Source organism: Streptomyces sp. NPDC001373, from assembly GCF_042895815.1.
GTDB lineage: Bacteria > Actinomycetota > Actinomycetes > Streptomycetales > Streptomycetaceae > Streptomyces.
On record NZ_JBIAWQ010000002.1, the window covers coordinates 22,241 to 41,584 of the forward strand.

Annotated in this window: 22 protein-coding genes and 1 tRNA gene; 14 read left to right on the plus strand and 9 right to left on the minus strand. The window is 73.2% G+C overall.

All coding sequences use genetic code 11. From position 1 onward, the window contains the following. Positions 1-47: 47 nt before the first annotated feature. Together ACFY15_RS05410 and ACFY15_RS05415 are read left to right on the plus strand one after the other, a co-directional pair. Entirely contained in the window at positions 48-344 is a 297-nt protein-coding gene (locus ACFY15_RS05410) for a type II toxin-antitoxin system VapB family antitoxin (RefSeq protein ID WP_008740979.1), read from the plus strand. A 114-nt stretch (positions 345-458) separates the two neighbouring features. Beyond that, entirely contained in the window at positions 459-1,133 is a 675-nt protein-coding gene (locus tag ACFY15_RS05415) for a LytR C-terminal domain-containing protein (RefSeq protein WP_390825065.1), read from the plus strand. 12 nt (positions 1,134-1,145) lie between these two features. Here ACFY15_RS05415 and upp read toward each other — a convergent pair whose 3' ends face one another. Next, on the minus strand, positions 1,146-1,781 hold the full coding sequence (gene upp / locus ACFY15_RS05420; protein ID WP_030225496.1) for a uracil phosphoribosyltransferase: 636 nt from the start codon (positions 1,779-1,781) through the stop codon (positions 1,146-1,148). 188 nt (positions 1,782-1,969) lie between these two features. Between upp and ACFY15_RS05425 the strand changes: the two genes are divergently transcribed. The 10 genes from ACFY15_RS05425 to ACFY15_RS05470 all read left to right on the plus strand — a co-directional run bounded on the left by ACFY15_RS05425 (position 1,970) and on the right by ACFY15_RS05470 (position 8,864). Next, entirely contained in the window at positions 1,970-2,929 is a 960-nt protein-coding gene (locus ACFY15_RS05425) for a universal stress protein (protein ID WP_390686061.1), read from the plus strand. 181 nt (positions 2,930-3,110) lie between these two features. Then, complete coding sequence (locus ACFY15_RS05430; RefSeq protein ID WP_390686062.1) at positions 3,111-3,314, plus strand: hypothetical protein; 204 nt, start codon at positions 3,111-3,113, stop codon at positions 3,312-3,314. 216 nt (positions 3,315-3,530) lie between these two features. After that, positions 3,531-4,079, plus strand: a complete 549-nt coding sequence (locus ACFY15_RS05435) for a hypothetical protein (protein ID WP_390686063.1) — start codon at positions 3,531-3,533, stop codon at positions 4,077-4,079. A gap of 110 nt (positions 4,080-4,189) precedes the next feature. Then, positions 4,190-4,618 (plus strand): tRNA adenosine(34) deaminase TadA, encoded by a 429-nt coding sequence (gene tadA, locus ACFY15_RS05440; protein ID WP_390686373.1) that lies wholly within the window; start codon positions 4,190-4,192, stop codon positions 4,616-4,618. Positions 4,619-4,695: 77 nt separating this feature from the next. Continuing rightward, positions 4,696-4,780: transfer RNA gene (locus tag ACFY15_RS05445), tRNA-Ser, on the plus strand. A gap of 89 nt (positions 4,781-4,869) precedes the next feature. After that, the gene (locus ACFY15_RS05450) at positions 4,870-5,160 is read left to right on the plus strand and encodes a hypothetical protein (RefSeq protein WP_390686064.1); all 291 of its coding nucleotides are present in this window, start codon (positions 4,870-4,872) and stop codon (positions 5,158-5,160) included. Positions 5,161-5,567: 407 nt separating this feature from the next. Next, positions 5,568-5,729, plus strand: a complete 162-nt coding sequence (locus ACFY15_RS05455; protein WP_167747595.1) for a hypothetical protein — start codon at positions 5,568-5,570, stop codon at positions 5,727-5,729. 215 nt (positions 5,730-5,944) lie between these two features. Continuing rightward, positions 5,945-6,835: an RNA polymerase sigma factor SigF gene (locus ACFY15_RS05460; protein WP_390686065.1), complete on the plus strand. Its 891-nt coding sequence runs from the start codon at positions 5,945-5,947 to the stop codon at positions 6,833-6,835. A 231-nt stretch (positions 6,836-7,066) separates the two neighbouring features. Continuing rightward, on the plus strand, positions 7,067-7,906 hold the full coding sequence (locus ACFY15_RS05465; protein ID WP_390686066.1) for an RNA polymerase sigma factor SigF: 840 nt from the start codon (positions 7,067-7,069) through the stop codon (positions 7,904-7,906). Between the two features lie 91 nt (positions 7,907-7,997). Next, on the plus strand, positions 7,998-8,864 hold the full coding sequence (locus ACFY15_RS05470) for a hypothetical protein (protein ID WP_390686067.1): 867 nt from the start codon (positions 7,998-8,000) through the stop codon (positions 8,862-8,864). A 13-nt stretch (positions 8,865-8,877) separates the two neighbouring features. On the opposite strand, the gene ACFY15_RS05475 is transcribed toward ACFY15_RS05470, so the two are convergent. Next, the gene (locus tag ACFY15_RS05475; RefSeq protein ID WP_390686068.1) at positions 8,878-9,111 is read right to left on the minus strand and encodes a hypothetical protein; all 234 of its coding nucleotides are present in this window, start codon (positions 9,109-9,111) and stop codon (positions 8,878-8,880) included. 115 nt (positions 9,112-9,226) lie between these two features. Between ACFY15_RS05475 and ACFY15_RS05480 the strand changes: the two genes are divergently transcribed. Beyond that, complete coding sequence (locus ACFY15_RS05480) at positions 9,227-9,658, plus strand: MarR family winged helix-turn-helix transcriptional regulator (RefSeq protein WP_390825066.1); 432 nt, start codon at positions 9,227-9,229, stop codon at positions 9,656-9,658. 13 nt (positions 9,659-9,671) lie between these two features. Next, entirely contained in the window at positions 9,672-11,342 is a 1,671-nt protein-coding gene (locus tag ACFY15_RS05485; RefSeq protein ID WP_390686070.1) for an MDR family MFS transporter, read from the plus strand. Here the strand turns inward: ACFY15_RS05485 and ACFY15_RS05490 are convergent. The 7 genes from ACFY15_RS05490 to ACFY15_RS05520 form a co-directional block, all read right to left on the minus strand. Further along, entirely contained in the window at positions 11,321-11,977 is a 657-nt protein-coding gene (locus ACFY15_RS05490; RefSeq protein WP_390686071.1) for a TetR/AcrR family transcriptional regulator, read from the minus strand. The genes ACFY15_RS05485 and ACFY15_RS05490 overlap by 22 nt on opposite strands. 90 nt (positions 11,978-12,067) lie before the next feature. After that, the gene (locus ACFY15_RS05495; protein WP_390686072.1) at positions 12,068-14,350 is read right to left on the minus strand and encodes a glycosyltransferase family 39 protein; all 2,283 of its coding nucleotides are present in this window, start codon (positions 14,348-14,350) and stop codon (positions 12,068-12,070) included. Further along, positions 14,347-15,621 carry a glycosyltransferase gene (locus tag ACFY15_RS05500; protein ID WP_390686073.1) on the minus strand — a complete coding sequence of 425 codons (1,275 nt, stop codon included), beginning with the start codon at positions 15,619-15,621 and terminating at the stop codon, positions 14,347-14,349. Before ACFY15_RS05500 ends, ACFY15_RS05495 begins: the two co-directional genes overlap by 4 nt. Positions 15,622-15,646: 25 nt before the next feature. After that, positions 15,647-17,155 carry a sensor histidine kinase gene (locus ACFY15_RS05505; RefSeq protein WP_390686074.1) on the minus strand — a complete coding sequence of 503 codons (1,509 nt, stop codon included), beginning with the start codon at positions 17,153-17,155 and terminating at the stop codon, positions 15,647-15,649. A gap of 83 nt (positions 17,156-17,238) precedes the next feature. Further along, on the minus strand, positions 17,239-18,006 hold the full coding sequence (locus tag ACFY15_RS05510; protein ID WP_390686075.1) for a response regulator transcription factor: 768 nt from the start codon (positions 18,004-18,006) through the stop codon (positions 17,239-17,241). An 85-nt stretch (positions 18,007-18,091) separates the two neighbouring features. Beyond that, positions 18,092-18,973 (minus strand): amidohydrolase family protein, encoded by an 882-nt coding sequence (locus ACFY15_RS05515; RefSeq protein ID WP_390825067.1) that lies wholly within the window; start codon positions 18,971-18,973, stop codon positions 18,092-18,094. Next, positions 18,957-19,295, minus strand: coding sequence for an antibiotic biosynthesis monooxygenase family protein (locus ACFY15_RS05520; RefSeq protein WP_390686077.1), 339 nt, complete (start codon positions 19,293-19,295; stop codon positions 18,957-18,959). Before ACFY15_RS05520 ends, ACFY15_RS05515 begins: the two co-directional genes overlap by 17 nt. Positions 19,296-19,344 lie beyond the last annotated feature (49 nt).

A 19,344-nucleotide genomic window follows, 5' to 3' on the forward strand; every position in this document is an offset into this window, starting at 1 on the left:
TCGGAGCGAGGCTGCGCCCGTAGGCACCGGCCCGGTAGGCTTTCCGTGTGATCTTCAAGCGCATCGGAAGCGGACGGCCGTACCCCGACCACGGCAGGGAAACCACCCGGCAGTGGGCGGACGTCGCCCCGCGCCCGGTCCGGCTGGACCAGCTCGTGACGACCAAGGGACAGCTGGACCTGGAGACGCTGCTCGCCGAGGACTCCACCTTCTACGGCGACCTCTTCGCGCACGTCGTGAAGTGGCAGGGCGACCTGTACCTGGAGGACGGGCTGCACCGCGCCGTGCGCGCGGCCCTCCAGCAGCGGCAGGTGCTGCACGCCCGCGTGCTCGAAATGGACTGATCCGCGGCCCTCCACCGGGCCCGGCAGGGCACCGGTTGCGCCTTTCGGGTCTGCCTTACCCGATCAACAGATCATTTAGTAGGCATCGTTCCGGTACGGCACTACGCTGCGCCCATGAGCATGCTCACTCCCCCCGGCATGGGCGGAAAGTACCGCGTCACGGGGACTGCGTACCCCCGCATGAGCCGGCCTCGGCGACGCCGGAAGATCGTGTTCGCCCTGCTCGGATCGGTCCTTGCGCTGGCCCTGCTCGGCTACGGGGCACTGCAGCTCATCGACGTGTTCCGGGGCGGCGACGGCGACCGGCGTGCCGCCGCGGCCGCGAAGGACTGCCCGACCAAGAGCCCCGCCGCCCCCGCCCAACCCGCCAAGGCCGCGAACCCCGGCCCGGACGCCTCCGGCGCCCCCGCGGCCGCCCTGCCGCAGCCCGGCCAGATCACCGTCAACGTCTACAACGCCACCCCGCGCGCGGGCCTCGCCAAGGCCGTCGGCGACGAGCTCAAGAAGCGCGGCTTCACCATCGGCCACGTCGGCAACGCCCCCGCCGACTTCGACAAGAAGGTGCCCGGGCCCGGGATACTGCTCGGCTCCCCGCGCACCGACAAGGCGGTGTACTCCGTCCTCGGCACCCAGCTCACCGGTGTCACCCAGCAGACCGACACCCGCGAGGGCGCGGACGTCGACCTGATCCTGGGCGACTCCTTCAAGGAGCTGAACACGAAGGAGGACGCGGACAAGGCGCTGGCCGTACTGGCCAACCCCGCGCCCGCGCCCTCCCCGAAGTGCTGAAGGCGGGCCCCGCTACTCGGCCGAGCCGTACATGCGGTCGCCCGCGTCACCCAGGCCCGGCACGATGTAGCCGTGCTCGTTGAGCCGCTCGTCCACGGCGGCCGTCACCACCGTCACCGGCGTGCCCGCCAGCTCGCGCTCCATGACCTCGACGCCCTCGGGCGCGGCCAGCAGCACCACGGCGGTCACGTCGTCGGCGCCGCGCTTGATGAGCTCCTGGATCGCGGCGACCAGCGTGCCGCCGGTGGCCAGCATCGGGTCCACGACGTAGACCTGGCGGCCGGAGAGGTCCTCGGGCATGCGCGTCGCGTACGTGGAGGCCTCCAGGGTCTCCTCGTTGCGGACCATGCCCAGGAAGCCCACCTCGGCGGTCGGCAGCAGCCGGACCATGCCGTCCAGCATGCCGAGGCCGGCGCGCAGGATCGGCACGACCAGCGGGCGCGGGTGCGACAGCTTGACTCCGGTGGTCGGGCCGACCGGGGTCTCGATGTCCGACTGCTCGGTGCGCACGTCGCGGGTGGCCTCGTACGCGAGGAGCGTCACCAGCTCGTCGGCGAGCCGCCGGAACGTCGGGGAATCGGTGCGCTTGTCGCGCAGCGTGGTGAGTTTGTGCGCCACCAAGGGGTGATCGACGACCTGCAAACGCACAACATCCTCCAAGACTCAGCCGGGCTTCGACCTGCGATCCGCGACCTGCGACCCTGCTACCTGCGATAAACGGCCGCTGTTCGCGACCTGCTGCCGAAAGGCTACGCGGTGGAAGGGGCGCGGCGCGTCCCGCGCGCGCCCCGGGCCCATGAGATGCGGGCCGCCCCGACGGCCAGCACGCTGGTCGGGTGAGCAACGGCCAAGCGGGCGGCGGCCTCGTGATCGCCGCCGTCGACGGATCCGATCACAGCCTGCGCGCCCTGGAATGGGCCCGTCTGGCCGCCCTGCGCCACGGCGCCGGCCTGATGGTCGCGCACGTCCTGCCCGACGTCTCCCAGCTCTACGCCGGGCGCCGCTCGTCCCTGCGCGACCCGAACGAGCCCGAGGAGTACGCCGACCCCGTGGGCGACCGGCTCCGTGCCCTGCTGGAGTCGGGCCCGCAGTACCCCGCGCACGTCCGCTACGAGGCCCTGGAGGGCTCCGTGCCCGAGGCGCTGCGGGTCGTGGGCGCCGAGAACGCGCCCCTGATGCTCGTCATGGGATCGCGGGGGCACGGCGGGTTCGCCAGCCTGATGCTCGGGTCCAGCAGCCGGGCCGTGGCCGGCAGCGCGAGGTGCCCGGTGGTGGTCGTCCCGCACGAGGACCGCGCGGTCGAGGACCCCTGGGGCGCTTCCGCCGGGCGGGTGGTGCTCGGGTTGCACGCCGCCGAGACGCCGGAGGACGTGCTGCGCTTCGCGTTCGCGGAAGCCGCCGCCCGGGGGACCACCGTCCAGGTGGTCTCGGCGTACGCCGTGCCGCCCGGTCCGACGACGCTGGTCGACGCCCCCTTCGAGGTGGTCCCGCCCGAGGGACTCGCCGACGGCGGGGACGGGGTGCCGGCCGAACGGGAGATGCTGCGGGCCCAGACGGAGCGGCTCGCCCCGCTGCGGGCCCGTCACCCGGACGTGCCGGTCGAGCAGGCCGTCGTGCCCGGGGATGCGGCGGGGCGCCTGGTGGAGGCGTCCCGGTCGGCCGCACTGGTCGTGGTGGGCCGCCACCATCCGCGCCGGCGCTCCCTGCTGATGGGGTCGGTGGCGCACGCCGTCCTCCACCACGCGCACGGCCCGGTGGCCGTCGTCCCGGCGCTCACGGACGACGACGCGGGCTGAGGCGGGCCGAGACGTCCCCAGGTCACCGGGCGTGACCTGACCCCTCAGGGGTTCCCCTTCCTGACCTGGGCCTATCCGGAAGAGGGTGGCATCAAACGCGCCGGCGGGGGGAAGGTGGGAGCCGGGGGGTCTGCTTCGCGTCGGCGGAGGAGGACGACCGGACCAGCCTGGGGTGGTGCCGATGCCCGAGACGCAGCGCGAGAACGACGGCAAGGGGAGCGAGGCGGACCGAGCGCCGGAGACCGCGGCGCAGCGCAGGGCGCGGCGCGCCCAGTTCCTGCGCGACCTGATGGAGGCCCGGGCGCTGCGCGACCGGGTCCAGCCCCGCCGCGCCCGCGCGGCACGGATGCGGCAGCAGATGCGGATGCGTACGTTCCGTTGGTGAGGGGCACGATGCCCACGGCAGCGACCGGCACCTGACCGGCCCTCCGCCCGGCGCCGCGACACGGCCGCCGTGCGGAAGACCTCTCGCAAAGCCGCTGTTTCTGCCACGATGCCGATTGGGCGGGGTGCGAACAGCTTGTGTCACGACCGTTCACACCCCAACCTCCGGCCGGGGGGACCTCCAACCGGCACGCCTATGACCAGTGGGAGAGTCACGGTGTATTTCGCCGCACTGCTCGCGCGCACCGAAGACGGGTGGGAAGCGAGCGACCTGGAACTCGACGACGTCGAGTCCCTCAGTGATCTGATCGATCTCGCACGTTCCGCCGCTGTCGACGACGACACGGTGGTCGCCCTCATCGAGCAGGAGGACGCCTGGTTCGGCGTCATCCGCGTGGACGGAGAGGAGGACCCCCGGTACTTCGTGTCGAACGCCTCCGCCGCCGACCGGAGCTCCTACGGATCGATGCTGACCAAGGAGCTGCTGGGCAGCGTCGACGAGGACGACGAACTCGACGAACTGGACCTGGACGGCACCGAGGACGGGGAGGACGAGCCCGTCGCCGCCTATGCGGACGAGGACGACGAGGCGGAAGCCGGGGCGGGGTCCGGCTCCGAGCCGGTGCCGGCCGGCCCGCTCGGCGATCCCCGTCTGCTGGACGACCTCGGCGTCGGCCACAAGGAGCTGATGTCCCTCGACGGGGAGGCCCTCTCGGAGATCGCCGACGCGCTCGGCGCCACCGAGGTGCTGGAGGCCGTCCGCTAGTGAGCGCCGCGCACGACCTCACGTACGACACGCAGGACCCGCACGGCACCGGACCCGGGGACGGGCCCGGTGCCGGCCCCGACCCGGTCCGGGACCCCTGGCGCGACTCCATGCGCCTGGCGCTCCGGGAGGCCGCCCTGGCGGTGCCGGCCGGTGACGTGCCGGTCGGCGCCGTCCTGCTCGGACCGGACGGGGCCGTCCTCGCCACCGGGCACAACGAACGGGAGGCCGTCGGGGATCCCACGGCGCACGCCGAGGTGCTGGCGCTGCGCCGGGCGGCCGCCCGCCTCGGGGAGTGGCGGCTCACCGGGTGCACCCTGGTGGTCACCCTGGAGCCGTGCGTGATGTGCGCGGGCGCGCTCGTCCAGTCCCGGGTGGCCCGGGTGGTCTACGGCGCGGGGGACGAGAAGGCGGGCGCGGCGGGGTCGCTGTGGGACCTCGTACGGGACCGCCGGCTCAACCACCGGCCGGAGGTCGTCCGCGGGGTGCTGGAGGAGGAGTGCGCGCGGCAGCTGACGGATTTCTTCCGGGAGCGGTGACCGGCCGGTGAGGGGTGAGCAGGGCCACTCGGCCGGAAGTTGCGGAGCACTCCCCCCCATCGGCTAGGATCTCTCTCGGTGGTGTGTCCGAGTGGCCGAAGGAGCTCGCCTCGAAAGCGAGTATGGGGCAACCCATCGGGGGTTCAAATCCCTCCACCACCGCTCTGGAAACGAGAGCCCCGGTTCGTACGAACCGGGGCTCTCGTGCGTTCCCGCCGTGACCGGGCGTCGGCTCGGCCGTTGGACACGGCATGACCAAGACCCAGCGCCTCCTCGCCGCCTTCGCCCTCGCGGGGGCAGCCGCGGGCCTCGCCGCACCCGCGGCCTCCGCCGCGCCGCCCGCCCCGCTCACCCTCCCCGACCTGCCGACGGCCGCCCCGGGCATGCCCGCGGGTGCCACGCCGTCCTCGGTCCAGGAGATCGGGGGGAAGATCGGTGAGGGGGCCAACCAGCTCAACCAGCTGATGACGCTGCCGGACCAGCTCCAGCCCGCGATCGCCCCCGTGGCGCCCGTGCTGGACCTGCTGGGCGCCATCCAGTAGACCGGCCCGGAGGGGCTTCGTCCCGGCCTCGTCCCGGCTCGTCCGGCACGCGCCGGGGCACGCGAAGAAGGCCCCGACCGGAGCCGGGGCCTTCCACGCGGACGGGGGAAGTGACATCGGGGGACGAGGCACTTCCCCCGGTGAGGACGGAACCCGCCAGCCCGGGCCGCGGTCAGGGGGGAAGCCCGCGGCTCGGACCCCGCAGTGAGGCCCTGTCCCTCACCCACCGGTTTCCTGCCAGAACCGGTGGGCTCGTGTCCCATCCTGCTCCTCCGGCGACCGGACGCCCACTGGCAAAAGACCTGTCCGACAGGGTCATTGGTCCTTAAAGGACAGGTGAGTGTCCAAACCTGACCGGTTAGACTCACCCGACTTTGCAGTACCGGTTGGGGAGGCCGACACCGTTCATGGACACCAAGAAGCTCATCACGGGCGCCCTCACGGTGTTCGTCCTCTTCGTGATCATCACCCAGCCCAAGCGGGCGGCGGAGATGGTCGGAATAGGCTTCCAGGGCATATCGGATGCCGCATCCGGCATCGGCGAGTTCATCACCGAACTGGTGACCTGAGCCCGTACGCTGAAGCGATTTCCGGACATCCAGGCCCCTCACTCCGCGGGTGGGGGGCCTTTCGCGTTCTCGCCGGCAAAAAGAATACCCCTAAATGCCCAACTTGCCCTCAACACGGCTATATACGGTGCTTGCACATAGTCCACATCTCTTGTGATGCTATGACCGCTTTTGACGGATGAGACGGATGAGTTGACCGAAGGGGTGGCGTGACCGTGCCGGCCAGTACTGCGCCTCAGGTGCCTCCCCAGCATGAACCCCGGCAGGAGCCCAGGCCGGAGCCGCCGCACGAGCCGCCCGCCGACCCCCAGGAGCCCGCGGCGGCCACGGCGAGACCCCAGGGCCGGGGCGCCGACACCCGCGCCCTGACGCAGGTCCTCTTCGGCCAGCTGAAGGACCTGGAGCCGGGCACCAGCGAGCACAACCGGGTGCGCGGGGCCCTGATCGAGGCCAACCTCCCGCTGGTGCGCTACGCGGCGGCCCGCTTCCGCAGCCGCAACGAGCCGATGGAGGACGTGGTCCAGGTCGGCACCATCGGGCTGATCAACGCGATCGACCGGTTCGACCCCGAGCGCGGGGTCCAGTTCCCCACCTTCGCCATGCCGACGGTCGTGGGCGAGATCAAACGATACTTCCGGGACAACGTCCGCACCGTCCACGTCCCGCGCCGCCTCCACGAGCTGTGGGTGCAGGTCAACGCCGCCACCGAGGACCTCACCACCCTGCACGGCCGCACCCCCACCACCCCCGAGATCGCCGAGCGGCTGCGGATCAGCGAGGACGAGGTGCTCTCCTGCATCGAGGCGGGCCGCAGCTACCACGCGACCTCGCTCGAAGCCGCCCAGGAGGGCGACGGGATGCCCGGGCTGCTCGACCGGCTCGGCTACGAGGACCCCGAGCTGGCCGGCGTCGAGCACCGCGACCTCGTGCGCCACCTGCTCGTACAGCTGCCCGAGCGGGAGCAGCGGATCCTCCTGCTGCGCTACTACAACAACCTGACGCAGTCGCAGATCAGCGCCGAGCTCGGGGTCTCCCAGATGCACGTCTCCCGGCTGCTCGCGCGCAGCTTCGCCCGTCTGAGATCCGCAAACAGGATCGAGGCGTAACCGGATCGGGTGGAGCCCGGCCCGCGATTCCCTACAGAACCGGCTCATTCCGCTCGGTCGGCCGTCTGTCGCTGGAGATACTTGTCGACATGACGCTACAGCGTGTTGCCGACATGTGACATTCTGCTGGAACCGCGTTTGCCGCAGCCCCGCCTCCGGTATTCAGGTGGAGGCTGCGTTCCTCCGACGGACGCGCCGATACGCGACCGTCCGCGACCTCAAGGGGGTGGCATGTCCGTAGACCAGGGCAGCTCCAAGGTGCTCACGCTCGACGCGCGTGAGCTGCCGGCAGTGGCCGACCGCTCGGAAGCCATCGACACCCGCACCCTCTCCCGCTCCCTCTTCCAGCGACTCGCCACCCTGGACCCGGACAGCCCCGAACGGGCCTACGTACGCGACACCCTGATCGAGCTGAACCTGCCGCTGGTGCGCTACGCGGCGGCCCGGTTCCGCAGCCGCAACGAGCCGATGGAGGACATCGTCCAGGTCGGCACCATCGGCCTGATCAAGGCGATCGACCGGTTCGACTGCGAACGCGGCGTGGAGTTCCCGACGTTCGCGATGCCGACCGTCGTGGGCGAGATCAAACGATTCTTTCGGGACACCTCCTGGTCCGTCCGCGTCCCGCGCCGGCTCCAGGAGCTGCGCCTCGCGCTGACCAAGGCCAGCGACGAGCTCGCCCAGCGCCTCGACCGGTCCCCGACCGTGCCGGAGCTGGCGGCCGTCCTCGGCGTCTCCGAGGAGGAGGTCGTCGACGGCCTCGCCGTCGGCAACGCCTACACCGCCTCCTCGCTCGACTCCCCCTCCCCGGAGGACGAGGGCGGCGAGGGCTCGCTCGCGGACCGGCTCGGGTACGAGGACAGCGCGCTCGAAGGCGTCGAGTACCGCGAGTCGCTCAAGCCGCTGCTGGCCAAACTCCCGCCCAGGGAGCGGCAGATCATCATGCTGCGGTTCTTCGCGAACATGACCCAGTCGCAGATCGGCGAGGAGGTCGGCATCTCCCAGATGCACGTCTCCCGGCTGCTGACGCGCACCCTCGCACAGCTGCGCACGGGCCTCATCGGCGAATAGCCCCGCCCCGCCGGCCGGTCCGGCACCCACCGGGCCGGTCATCCTCGGTTGCGGGGTTCATAATTGACATGGCGTCAGGAAAACTGGCGCGATGCGAACGGGATCCCGCGCGGCGCGCGCCCTCGCCCTGGCCCTCTGCTGCACGGCCGCCGCCGCCCTGACCGGATGCGGCGGCCCGGACCGCGACGGCTACGCCGCCGTCGGCGCCGCGGCGGCCGGGCCCGAGCGGGGCGCGGGGCAGAACGTACCGCCGCAGGGGCGGGTGGAGTTCCAGCCGATCGTCCCGGCGGGCCCGGCCCCGTCCGCGAGTGCCTCCGGCTCTACGACGCCCGGCGCACCGGGGTCATCGGCAGCCGGGGGCTCCGCCCAGGGCGGAGCGACGGCCGGCGCCCCGGGAGGCTCCGACCCCGCTCCGGGCGCCCCCGGAGCCGCCCCCGGCGCCGGGGGCGCGGGCGGCGGTAACGGCACCGCGGCGGGCGGCACCGGCGGCCCCGCCACCCCGACGCCCCAGCCGGGCGCCTCCGGCGGCTCCGGCGGCGGCACGAGCGGCGGCGCCACCGGCGGCGGCTCGGGAGGATCCGGCGGCTCCGGCGGATCCGGAGGGTCCGGCGGCTCCGGTGGGTCCGGCGGCACCACGCCCCCGCCCGCCACCCCGGCCGCCCTCACCCTGAGCGCCCCGGTCCGCGCGGCGGCCTCCGACCGCTGGTGCGAGCACGTCACGGTGACCTTCACCAACACTGGTACCACCGCGGCCCGTTCCGGCACGGTCGGCTTCGCGACGCACGTCATCGGCGCCCTGGGCATCGACTGGGCCACGGTCACCACCGCCCAGCCCCTGCCCGCCCCCCTCGCGGGCCGGACCTCCAGGACCCAGACCTACACGGTCTGCGTGGAGGCCTGGCGGGTCCCCCTGGGCATGCACGTGGAGACCCGCGGGGTCACAGCGACCTGGAGCTGACCCGGCCCGGAAGTCAGTGCAGGACCACCCACAGCGCCGCCCCGAGCACCAGCGCCAGCGCGAGGACCAGTGCGAGCCGCCCGGCGCCCTTCGGGCCGGACTCCTTGGGCCGTCGGCGCGATCCCGGCACCGACGGGGTGCGCGCCGCCCGGTCGTCGCCCTCCGCCACGAACGCGCGGAACATCTGCGTACTGCCGGCGGGGTCGTAGGGGCCCTCGGCGTCGGGTGCGTTGTGCTGTGCGGACATGGCTGGACCCTAGCGGGTTTTCCGATTCCTTTACCGCCCCACCCCGGGAATTCATTTGCCTGTAGCAACCATACTCTTCTATGGTTGCCCTAAGCAACGAGATAGGGGCGGTCCGGTGGGCACGCAGACGACGCAGAGCACCCGGTACGAGGAGCTGGCCCGCCAGCTCCTCGGCATCGGAGCGGTCAAACGCGACCTCGCCCGGATCCTGCCCCCGCAGTGCCCGCCCGGCGCCGCCGCCGTCCTCACCGTGCTCGACCGGCACGGCGAGATGCGGCTCAGCCGGCTCACCGAGTTCATGGCCGTCGACATCTCCGTCAGCAGCCGGCACGTCGCCCATGTGGCACAGCGCGGCTGGATCGACCGGGAGACCGACCCCGGCGACGGCCGCTGCCGGATCCTGCGCCTGACCGACGAGGGACGCGCCGTGCTCGCCGAGCTCGGCGCCCGCTACACGGACGCGCTGGAGAAGGCCCTGGCCGACTGGTCGGCCGAGGACATCGACGCACTCAACACCCTGCTGGCCCGACTCCGATCGAGCTTCTAGGCAAAGGAAACACATGGCTACGACCACACCCTCCGGTGTGCGGGGAGGCAGCCAGTCGGAGACCACGTCCGACGGCGCCCCCATGACCCACTCCCAGATCATGAAGGCGCTGTCCGGGCTCATGCTCGGCATGTTCGTGGCGATCCTGTCCTCCACGATCGTCTCCAACGCCCTGCCCCAGATCATCAGCGACCTCGGCGGCACCCAGTCCTCCTACACCTGGGTCGTCACCGCCGCCCTGCTGTCGATGACGGCCGCGACCCCGCTGTGGGGCAAGCTGTCCGACCTCTTCAGCAAGAAGCTGCTCGTCCAGATATCCCTGGTGATCTACGTCCTCGGCTCCGTGGTCGCGGGCCTGTCCCAGAACACCGGCATGCTCATCGCCTGCCGCGTGGTCCAGGGCATCGGCGTCGGCGGCCTCTCCGCCCTCGCCCAGATCGTGATGGCCGCGATGATCTCCCCGCGCGAGCGGGGCCGCTACAGCGGCTACCTCGGCGCGGTCTTCGCCGTCGCCACCGTCGGCGGCCCGCTGCTCGGCGGCGTCATCACCGACACCTCGTGGCTCGGCTGGCGCTGGTGCTTCTACGTCGGCGTGCCCTTCGCGGTCATCGCCCTGATCGTCCTCCAGCGCACCCTGCACCTGCCGGTCGTCCGCCGGGACGTGAAGGTCGACTGGCTGGGCGCCGTCCTGATCAGCGGCGCGGTCTCGCTGCTGCTGATCTGGGTCACCCAGGCCGGCGACTCCTACGACTGGATCTCCTGGACCACCCTGGCGATGACCGGCGGCGCCGTCGTACTCGGCCTGCTGTTCCTCTTCGTGGAGTCCCGCGCGAGCGACCCGATCATCCCGCTGCGCCTCTTCCGCAACAAGACCATCAGCCTCGCCTCGGCCGCCTCGCTCTTCGTCGGCATCGCGATGTTCTCCGGCACGGTCTTCTTCAGCCAGTACTTCCAGCTGGCCCGCGGTGAGTCCCCCACCATGTCGGGCATCCTGACCATCCCGATGATCGGCGGCCTCTTCGTCTCCTCCACGGTCTCCGGCCAGGTCATCACCAGGACCGGCAAGTGGAAGGCCTTCCTGGTCTCCGGCGGCGTGCTGCTGACCGCGGGCCTCGGACTCCTGGGCACCCTGCGCTACGACACCCCGTACTGGCGCATCGCCCTGTTCATGGCGCTGACCGGCCTCGGCCTCGGCATGATGATGCAGAACCTGGTCCTCGCCACCCAGAACCAGGTCGCCCCCGAGGACCTCGGCGCGGCCAGCTCCGTCGTCACGTTCTTCCGCTCCCTGGGCGGCGCCATGGGCGTCTCGGCGCTGGGCGCGGTCATGGCCAACCGGGTCACCCACTACGTCAAGGACGGGCTGGCCGCACTCGGCCCGAAGGCGGCGGCCCTGGGGCACGGCGGCACCGGCGGGGGCGGGATCCCCGACCTCGACAAGCTGCCCGCGCCGCTGCGGCAGGTCATGGAGTCCGCGTACGGGCACGGCGTCGGCGACGTCTTCCTCTACGCCGCCCCGAGCGCGCTCCTCGGACTGGTGCTGGTCGTCTTCATCAAGGAGGTCGCGCTGAAGTCGAAGCCGGCCGCGCACGCCCCGAGCGCGGAGGGCACCCCCGCCGGGATCCCGGCTCAGTCGTCCGGCGAGGGCTCCAAGGCCTCCTCTCAGGCCTCGTCCCAGGCCTGAGTCCGGCGGTCGGCGGCCTTGGCCTCGATGCCCGCGATCAGGACGTCGAGGGCCAGGGCGAAGTCCGCCTCGGGCGCCCGCCGGACCGTGCCCCCGCAGCCGTGCAGCGCGCAGCCGTTCAGGAACTGCGACACGGCCAGGTGGGCGCCGGTCCGGCCGGCGTCCGCCAGGCCGGCGGCCTCCAGCAGCCGCTGCAAGGCGGCGTCGAAGGCCCGCGCGTGCGGGCCGATGTTCGGGTAGACGGCGCTGAGCGGAGCCACCCACGGGTGCTCCGCCAGCAGCCTGCGGTAGCCGCAGGCCAGTCCCCTCAGCCTGCTCGGCCAGGACTCCTCCGGCGGCGGTCCGGCCGGCAGCGGCTGCTGGCCCAGGGCACTGTCCAGGGCCAGTTCCAGCAGGTCGTGCTTGGTGTCCACGTACCAGTACAGGGACATCGCGGTGACGCCCAGCTCGGCCGCCAGCCTCCGCATGGAGAAGCGGCCGAGCCCCTGCGCGTCCAGCAGCCGCACGGTGGCGGCGGTGATCCGGTCCCGGTCCAGCCCCGAGGGGGCCTCGGTACGCCGTCTGACGGGGGCGGCGGGCATCGCGGCCAGCCACACACTGGCCCTGGCCTCGCCCGGATCAGCCTCGGTCACCATCGAGGTGCCCTCCTCATCACAAGGGGATCAGCCCGGAATGCCCGGTCCGCCCTCTTGATGCTAGGGGGTGCCGCGTGGATCGGGGCGGGTTCAGGACGTGCCGGTCGAAGGGGCCGTCAGGTCGTAGAAGGTGGCCCCGCCGATGGTGGTGGGCTTGAACGTCGCCCTCACCCAGCTGTCGATGGCCGTACTGGTCGACCCGCCCGGACCGCCCTGCCCGCCCGCTCGGCCCGCGGCCCGGGACTCCCCGCCGCCCGCGCCGCCTTCGAGGCCGCCCTGGGCGATGAACCAGTGGATCCTCCCGGCCTTCACGTAGGCCTTGAACTGCTCCGGCGTCGGGGAGGGGTCACTGCCGTTGAAGCCGCCGAGGGGCATCACGGGCCGGCCGGAGGCCAGCTGGTAGCTCGCCGCGTTCTGCGAACCGATGGCGGCCGCCGCCCAGGTGTGGCGGTCGGCGTCGGCGCGCAGCGCGGCCTTGGCCTCGGCGGAGACCCGGGCCCCGTCGAGCAGGCCGCCGGCTCCGCCCCGCATGCCCGGGCCGCCGCTCCGGGCGCCCCGGCCGGTCCCGGACCGGCCCGTGCCGCCCGTACCGCCCGGCTGTCCGAAGCCCGGTGCGCCGCCCGGCGGGAAGCCCTGAGGCCCTCCCTGCGGCATGCCCCCCTGGCGGCCCTGGCCGCCCTGCGGGGCCCCTTGCGGCGCGGCGCCGCCCGGACCGCCTCCGGGAAGGCCCGGCAGGCCGCCCCCGAACCGCTCCCCGCCCGGACCGAAACGCATCCCGCCGGGACCGCCCCGCCCGTCGGCCACCGCCGGACCGGCCGTCACGATCGACCCGGTGTGACCGGTGGAGACCGTGGTCATGCAGTACGCGAACGGCCCCGCCAGGGCCGCTCCCAGCCCCAGCGCCGCCGCCCCGAGCAGCACCCGGCGCCCCAGCCGGGCGGCGAACGGCAGCGCGACAGCGGCGAGGAGGCCGGCCGCGGGCACCGCCCAGCGCAGCCACGGCAGATAGCCGGAGGAGCGGCCGAGCAGCACGTACGACCAGACGGCGGTCAGGGCGAGGGTGCCGGACAGGGTCAGCGCGGCGGCCCTGCCGCCCCGCTCCTCCCACAGCACGGCCACGCCCATGCCCACCAGCGCGGCCACGAAGGGGGCCAGCGCGACCGTGTAGTACTGGTGGAAGATGCCCTGCATCCAGCTGAACACCGCGGCGGTGACCAGCAGGCAGCCGCCCCAGGCCAGGAAGGCCGCGCGGGCCATGCTCTGGAGGGAGTCGGCGGCCCGGCCCGCCCGCCAGGTCACCACGAGCCCCGCCACGAGGAGCACCAGCGCCGCGGGCAGCAGCCAGGAGATCTGACCGCCCACATCGGCCGAGAAAAGCCGGCCCACGCCGGTCTCCCCCCAGCCCCCGCCGCGCAGGCCCGGCCCGCCCCCGGGCAGCCCGTACCCCCCGGACCCGCCGAAGGCCCCGCCGGTCCGGCTGCCGCCCACGCTGCCGGTCTCGTTGCCGTTCAGCCGGCCGAGCCCGTTGTAGCCGAAGGTCAGCTCCAGGAAGGAGTTGTGCTGCGAGCCGCCGATGTACGGGCGCGAGGAGGCGGGCCACAGCTCCACGACCGCCACCCACCAGCCTCCGGCCGCCACCATCGCGGCGCCGGCCAGCACCAGCTGCCCGAGCCTGCGGCGCAGCCGGGTGGGCGCGCAGACGGCGTACAGCAGGGCCAGCGGCGGCAGGATGAGGAAGGCCTGGAGGGTCTTGGTCAGAAAGGCCAGGCCGATCGCCGCCCCGGCCGCCACCAGCCACCCGGTCCGCGCCCCGTCGAGGGCGCGCAGCACGCAGTACACGGTGACGGTCAGCAGCAGCGTCAGCAGCGCGTCGGGGTTGTTGAAGCGGAACATCAGCACGGCGACGGGGGTGAGGGCGAACGCGGCCCCGCTCAGCAGCGCGGCCGCGGGCCCGAACTGGCGGCGCACGGCGGCGTACAGGACGGCGGTGGTGCCGACGCCCATCAGGGCCTGCGGGACGAGGATCTGCCAGGAGCCGAGCCCGAACATCCGGACGGACAGCATCATCGGCCACAGGGCCGCCGGGGGCTTGTCGACGGTGATGGAGTTCCCGGCGTCGGAGGAGCCGAAGAAGAAGGCCTTCCAGCTCTCGGAGCCGGCCTGTGCGGCGGCGGAGTAGAAGGAGTTGGCATAGCCGGAAGCGCCCAGGTTCCACAGCAGGAGAACGGCGGTGGCGAGCAGCAGCGCCGCGTACGCGGGCCGTTCCCAGCCGGGCCGGGCGGCGGCCCGGTGCGCGGCCGCGGCCGGGGCCCCGTCCGTGACGGGGGCCCGCTCGGGGAACGGGGAGTCGAAGGGTGGGAGGGCCGTGGTCATCGCTGGTCGTCCTTCACGGGAACGGGAGTGGTGCGGCGCTCGGGGAACACCCAGGCGCGGAAGAGCAGGAACCGCAGCACGGTGGCGGCGAGGTTGGCCGTGATGAGCACGGCCAGTTCGGTGCCGTGGGCGGGGTCGTCGGTGGCCGCGCCGAGGACGGCGAGCGAACCGCTGGTCAGGGCCAGTCCGATGACGAACACGACCAGGCCCTGGGCCTGGTGGCGCAGGGCGCGGTCGCGGCCCCGGACGCCGAAGGTGAGCCGGCGGTTGGCGGCGGTGTTGGCCACGGCGGAGACCAGCAGGGCGGCGGCGTTGGCGGCCTGCGGTCCGGTGCCGAGCCGGAAGAGGGAGTACAGGGCGAGGTAGCAGAGGGTGGAGAGCACACCGACCGCGCAGAAGCCGAGCAGCTGGCGGGCCAGCCCGCGCGGCACCCCGGGCAGGGCGGTGCGGTCGCGCGGGTCGTCGCCGAAGGGGCGGGCCAGCCGGTCCAGCGGGAGCGCCCCCAGGGCCAGCGCCCGCCCCACCCGCCAGACGCCCTTGAGGTCCTCGGTGGCGGTCCTGACGATGTGGACCGTGGAGTCGGGGTCGTCGACCCAGTCCACCGGCACCTCGTGGATGCGCAGCCCGGCCCTCTCGGCGAGCACCAGCATCTCGGTGTCGAAGAACCAGCCGGTGTCCTCGACGAGCGGCAGGAGCCGCTGCGCCACCTCCCGACGGATGGCCTTGAAGCCGCACTGGGCGTCGCTGAACCGGGCGGCGAGCGAGGAGCGCAGCAGCAGGTTGTAGGCGCGGGAGACGAACTCCCGCTTCGCTCCGCGCACCACCCGCGAGGAGCGGGCGAGCCGGGTGCCGATGGCCAGGTCGGAGTGGCCGGAGATCAGCGGGGCGACCAGCGGCAGCAGCGCGTTCAGATCGGTGGAGAGGTCCACGTCCATGTACGCGAGGACGGGCGCCTCCGAGCCGCTCCAGACGGTGCGCAGGGCGCGGCCGCGGCCCTTCTCCTCCAGCCGGACGCTGCGTACGCCGGGGATGCCGGCGGCGAGCTCGGCCGCGCACGCGGGGGTGCGGTCGGTGCTGGCGTTGTCGGCGATGGTGATGCGGAAGGGGTAGGGGAAGGTCCGGGTGAGGTGTGCGTGCAGCCGGCGCACGCAGGGGCCGAGGTCCCTTTCCTCGTTGTGGACCGGGATCACCACGTCGAGTACGGGCTCGCCGGGCACGGGCGCGAGGGGCGCCCGTGCCGGGAGGGCGCCGGAAGAGGTGTCGGTTGGCATGCTCCGACCCTCGCCGGGCGCCCTGTCACCTCGGTGTGCTGAGCCTGTGGCCCCTCTGTGAGTCCGCCGGGGCCAGGGGACGGGGGTCCGCGGTGAGGGGGAGCAGCACCTCGAAGCAGGTCCGTCCGGGCTCGCTGCGTACGTCGACCCGGCCGTCGTGCGCCGTGACCACGGCCTGGACGATGGCCAGGCCCAGGCCGGTGGAGCCCGCCGCGCGGGAGCGGGAGGCGTCGCCGCGGGCGAAGCGCTCGAAGATGTGCGGCATCAGCTCGGCGGGGATCCCGGGACCGTCGTCCTCGATCCGCAGCCGGACGGCGGATGTTTCTCCCCCGGCTACCGCGGGGGGCGTTCCCAGTTCAACACGAGCCGTGACGGTGGTCCCCGGCGGGGTGTGGGTGCGGGCGTTGGCGAGGAGGTTCACCAGGACCTGCTGGATCCGGGCCGGGTCGGCCAGGACGGGGGCGGGCTCGTCGGGCAGTTCCAGGCGCCAGTGGTGGCCGGGGCCGGCGGCCCGGGCGTCGCTGACGGCGTCGACGACGAGCGGGGCCAGGTCGGTGTCCTCGCGGGACAGCGGGCGGCCCGCGTCCAGCCGGGCCAGCAGGAGCAGGTCCTCGACCAGCCCGGTCATCCGGGTGGCCTCGGACTCGATCCGGGCCAGCGCGTGGCGGGTGTCGGGGCCGGGCTCCTCCCTGCCCCGGCGGGTGAGTTCGGCGTAGCCGCGGATGGAGGCGAGCGGGGTGCGCAGCTCGTGGGAGGCGTCCGCGACGAACTGGCGGACCTGCGTCTCGCTCTGCTGGCGGGCCGTCAGTGCGGAGGAGACGTGGCCCAGCATCCGGTTGAGGGCCGCGCCGACCTGCCCCACCTCGGTACGGGGGTCGGCCTCGGCCTCGGGCACGCGTTCGTGCAGGGCCGGTTCCCCGCTGTGCAGGGGGAGTTCGGAGACCCGGGTGGCGGTGGCGGCGACCCGGCGCAGCGGGCGCAGGGCGACCGCGACCAGTGCCTGTCCGGCGAGGGAGGCGGCGATCAGCCCGGCGAGGGTGACGCAGACCTCCACGGCGATCAGGGTGTTCACGGTGGAGTCCACCCCCCTGAGCGGGAAGGCGAGCACCAGGACCCCGTCGGGCGCGGCCAGCGCCCGGTAGGCGCCGAGGCCCGGCAGGTCCACGTCCACCGTGCGGGACCGGCCGGGGCCGGCGGTCCGCGCGACGTGCTCCAGTACGGCCGTCTGCGCCTCGGTGAGGACCTCGCGGTGGTCGAGGCCGGGTCCCTCCACGGGGACGATCCGGGCGCCGCCGATCGTCTTCCCGGCGAGGTCGAGCCGGATCCCGGCGGCGCCCATGGGGGAGCCGGGGGCGAAGACGAAGCCGAGGCTGCCCTCGCGGGCCGCCTTGCCCGCGCCCGGACCCCGGACGGCCATCTCCACGGAGTTGTTCAGCTGCTTGTCCAGCTCACCCATCAGGCGGGAGCGCATGGCGAGGGTGGTGACGGTCCCGATGGCCGCGCCCACCACGGCGATCAGCGCCACCGCGGACACGACCAGCCGGGTCCGCAGCGACCACGGCCGCCGGCGGCGCGGCCCTCGGCGTCCGGAGCGCGGCCCCTGGAGGCGGAGTGCCACTACTCGGCCGGCTTGATCAGGTAGCCGGCGCCGCGCCGGGTGTGGATCATCGGGGGCAGCCCGGTGCCGCCCTCCAGCTTCCGCCGCAGGTAGGAGATGTAGAGCTCGACCACGTTGGCCTGGCCGCCGAAGTCGTACGACCACACCCGGTCCAGGATCTGCGCCTTGCTGAGCACCCGGCGCGGATTGCGCATCAGGTAGCGCAGCAGTTCGAACTCGGTGGCGGTCAGGCGGACCTCCCGGCCGCCCCGGACCACCTCGTGGCTGTCCTCGTCGAGGCTCAGGTCTCCGACGGTGAGGACCGAGCCGCCTCGCGCGGCCTGCGCCGCACCTGAGCGCCGGACCAGGCCGCGCAGCCTGGCCACGACCTCCTCCAGGCTGAACGGCTTGGTGACGTAGTCGTCGCCGCCCGCCGTCAGGCCCGCGATGCGGTCCTCGACGGAGTCCTTGGCGGTCAGGAACAGCACCGGGACCTGCGGGATCTCCCGGCGCAGCAGGCCCAGAACGGCCAGCCCGTCCATGTCCGGGAGCATGACGTCGAGGACCACCACGTCCGGCCGGAACTCCCGCGCCACCCGTACGGCGCCCGCTCCGTCACCGGCGCTGCGGACCTCGCAGCCCTCGTAGCGCAGGGCCATGGACAGCAGCTCCGAGAGGGAGGCCTCGTCGTCGACGACGAGGACCCGGCAGGGGCCCCCGTCGGGGCGGCGCAGCGCCGTCGGGTTGGCGGTGGACATGGACGCGGGGGAGGTGGTCGTCGCTGTCATGCCCCCACGCTGGCCCGCGCCCGTGAGAGCGTTCTTGCCCCAACCTGTGAATCTCCTGAGAAAGGGATCGGGGCGGCCCGGGCGGTCAGCCGGGCAGGGAGAACAGCCGGGCGCCGTTGTCGTGGCAGACCGCGCGCAGCCAGTCGTCGCCGAGCCCGAGGTGTTCCAGGGCCTCCAGCTGGTGCTCGTAGGGATAGGGGATGTTCGGGAAGTCGGTTCCGAGCAGGATCCGGTCCCCGAGGTCGGCCAGCCGTCCGAGGTCCCCGGGCGGGAAGCCGCTGAACTGCGCCGAGAAGTCGGTGAAGGCCATGGTGGTGTCCAGCCGCACCTCGCGGTGGCGGTCGGCGAGGTCGAGGAACTCGGCGTACTCGGGCATCCCCATGTGCGCGACGACCAGCGGCAGCCGGGGGTGGCGGGCGAGCAGCCGGGCGATCGGCCCGGGCCCGGTGTGCGCGGCCGCGACGGGCCCGGAGCCGCAGTGGACGACGACCGGGATCCGCGCCTCGGCGAGCAACCCCCACACCGGTGTGAGCAGAGGGTCGTTCGGGTCGTACCCGCCGACCTGGAGGTGGGCCTTGAAGACGCGGGCCCCGCGCTCCACGGCCCGCCCGACGTAGGCGGCCGCGTCCTCCTCCGGGAAGAAGGTGGCGGTGTGCAGGCAGTCGGGGGTGCGGGCGGCGAAGTCCTCGGCCCAGGCGTTGAGCCAGGCGGCCATCGCGGGCTTGTGGGGGTAGAGCATCGAGGTGAAGGCCCGGACGCCGAACTCCCGCAGCAGCGCGACCCGCTGCTCCTCCTCGTGCCGGTAGGTGATGGGCCACTCCACGCCGGTCAGCGGGCCGGCGGCGTCGAAGTAGTCCCACACCTTGCGCATCACCCGGTCCGGCATGAAGTGCGTGTGCACGTCCACCAGTCCGGGCAGGCCCAGCCGGTCACGGAAGGCCCGGACGGTCTCAGCCGTTGCGGGCAAAGCCGTGGCTCCGCTCGACGGTCGCGACGTGCAGGGTGTAGCTCTCGTACCAGTGGTCGCGGCCCCGGCTCATGGCCGCCTGGTGCTCCAGGTCCGTGCGCCACGCGGCCAGGGACGCGTGGTCGCGGAAGTAGGCGACGGTGATGCCGAGGCCCCCGGGGGTGCGCGCGGACTCGTACCCGAGGAAGCCGGGGTTCTCCCGGACGAGCTCGTTCATCCGGGCGTTGACCTCCGGGTACCCGGTGTCGTCGGAGGTGCGGACATTGCTGAATACGGCCATGACATACGGCGGTTCGAACGCCGGCACGGGCTGGATGCTCATGCCCGCCACCCTCTGCGGAAGCCCCTTGGCATGTCCACCAGAAACAGCC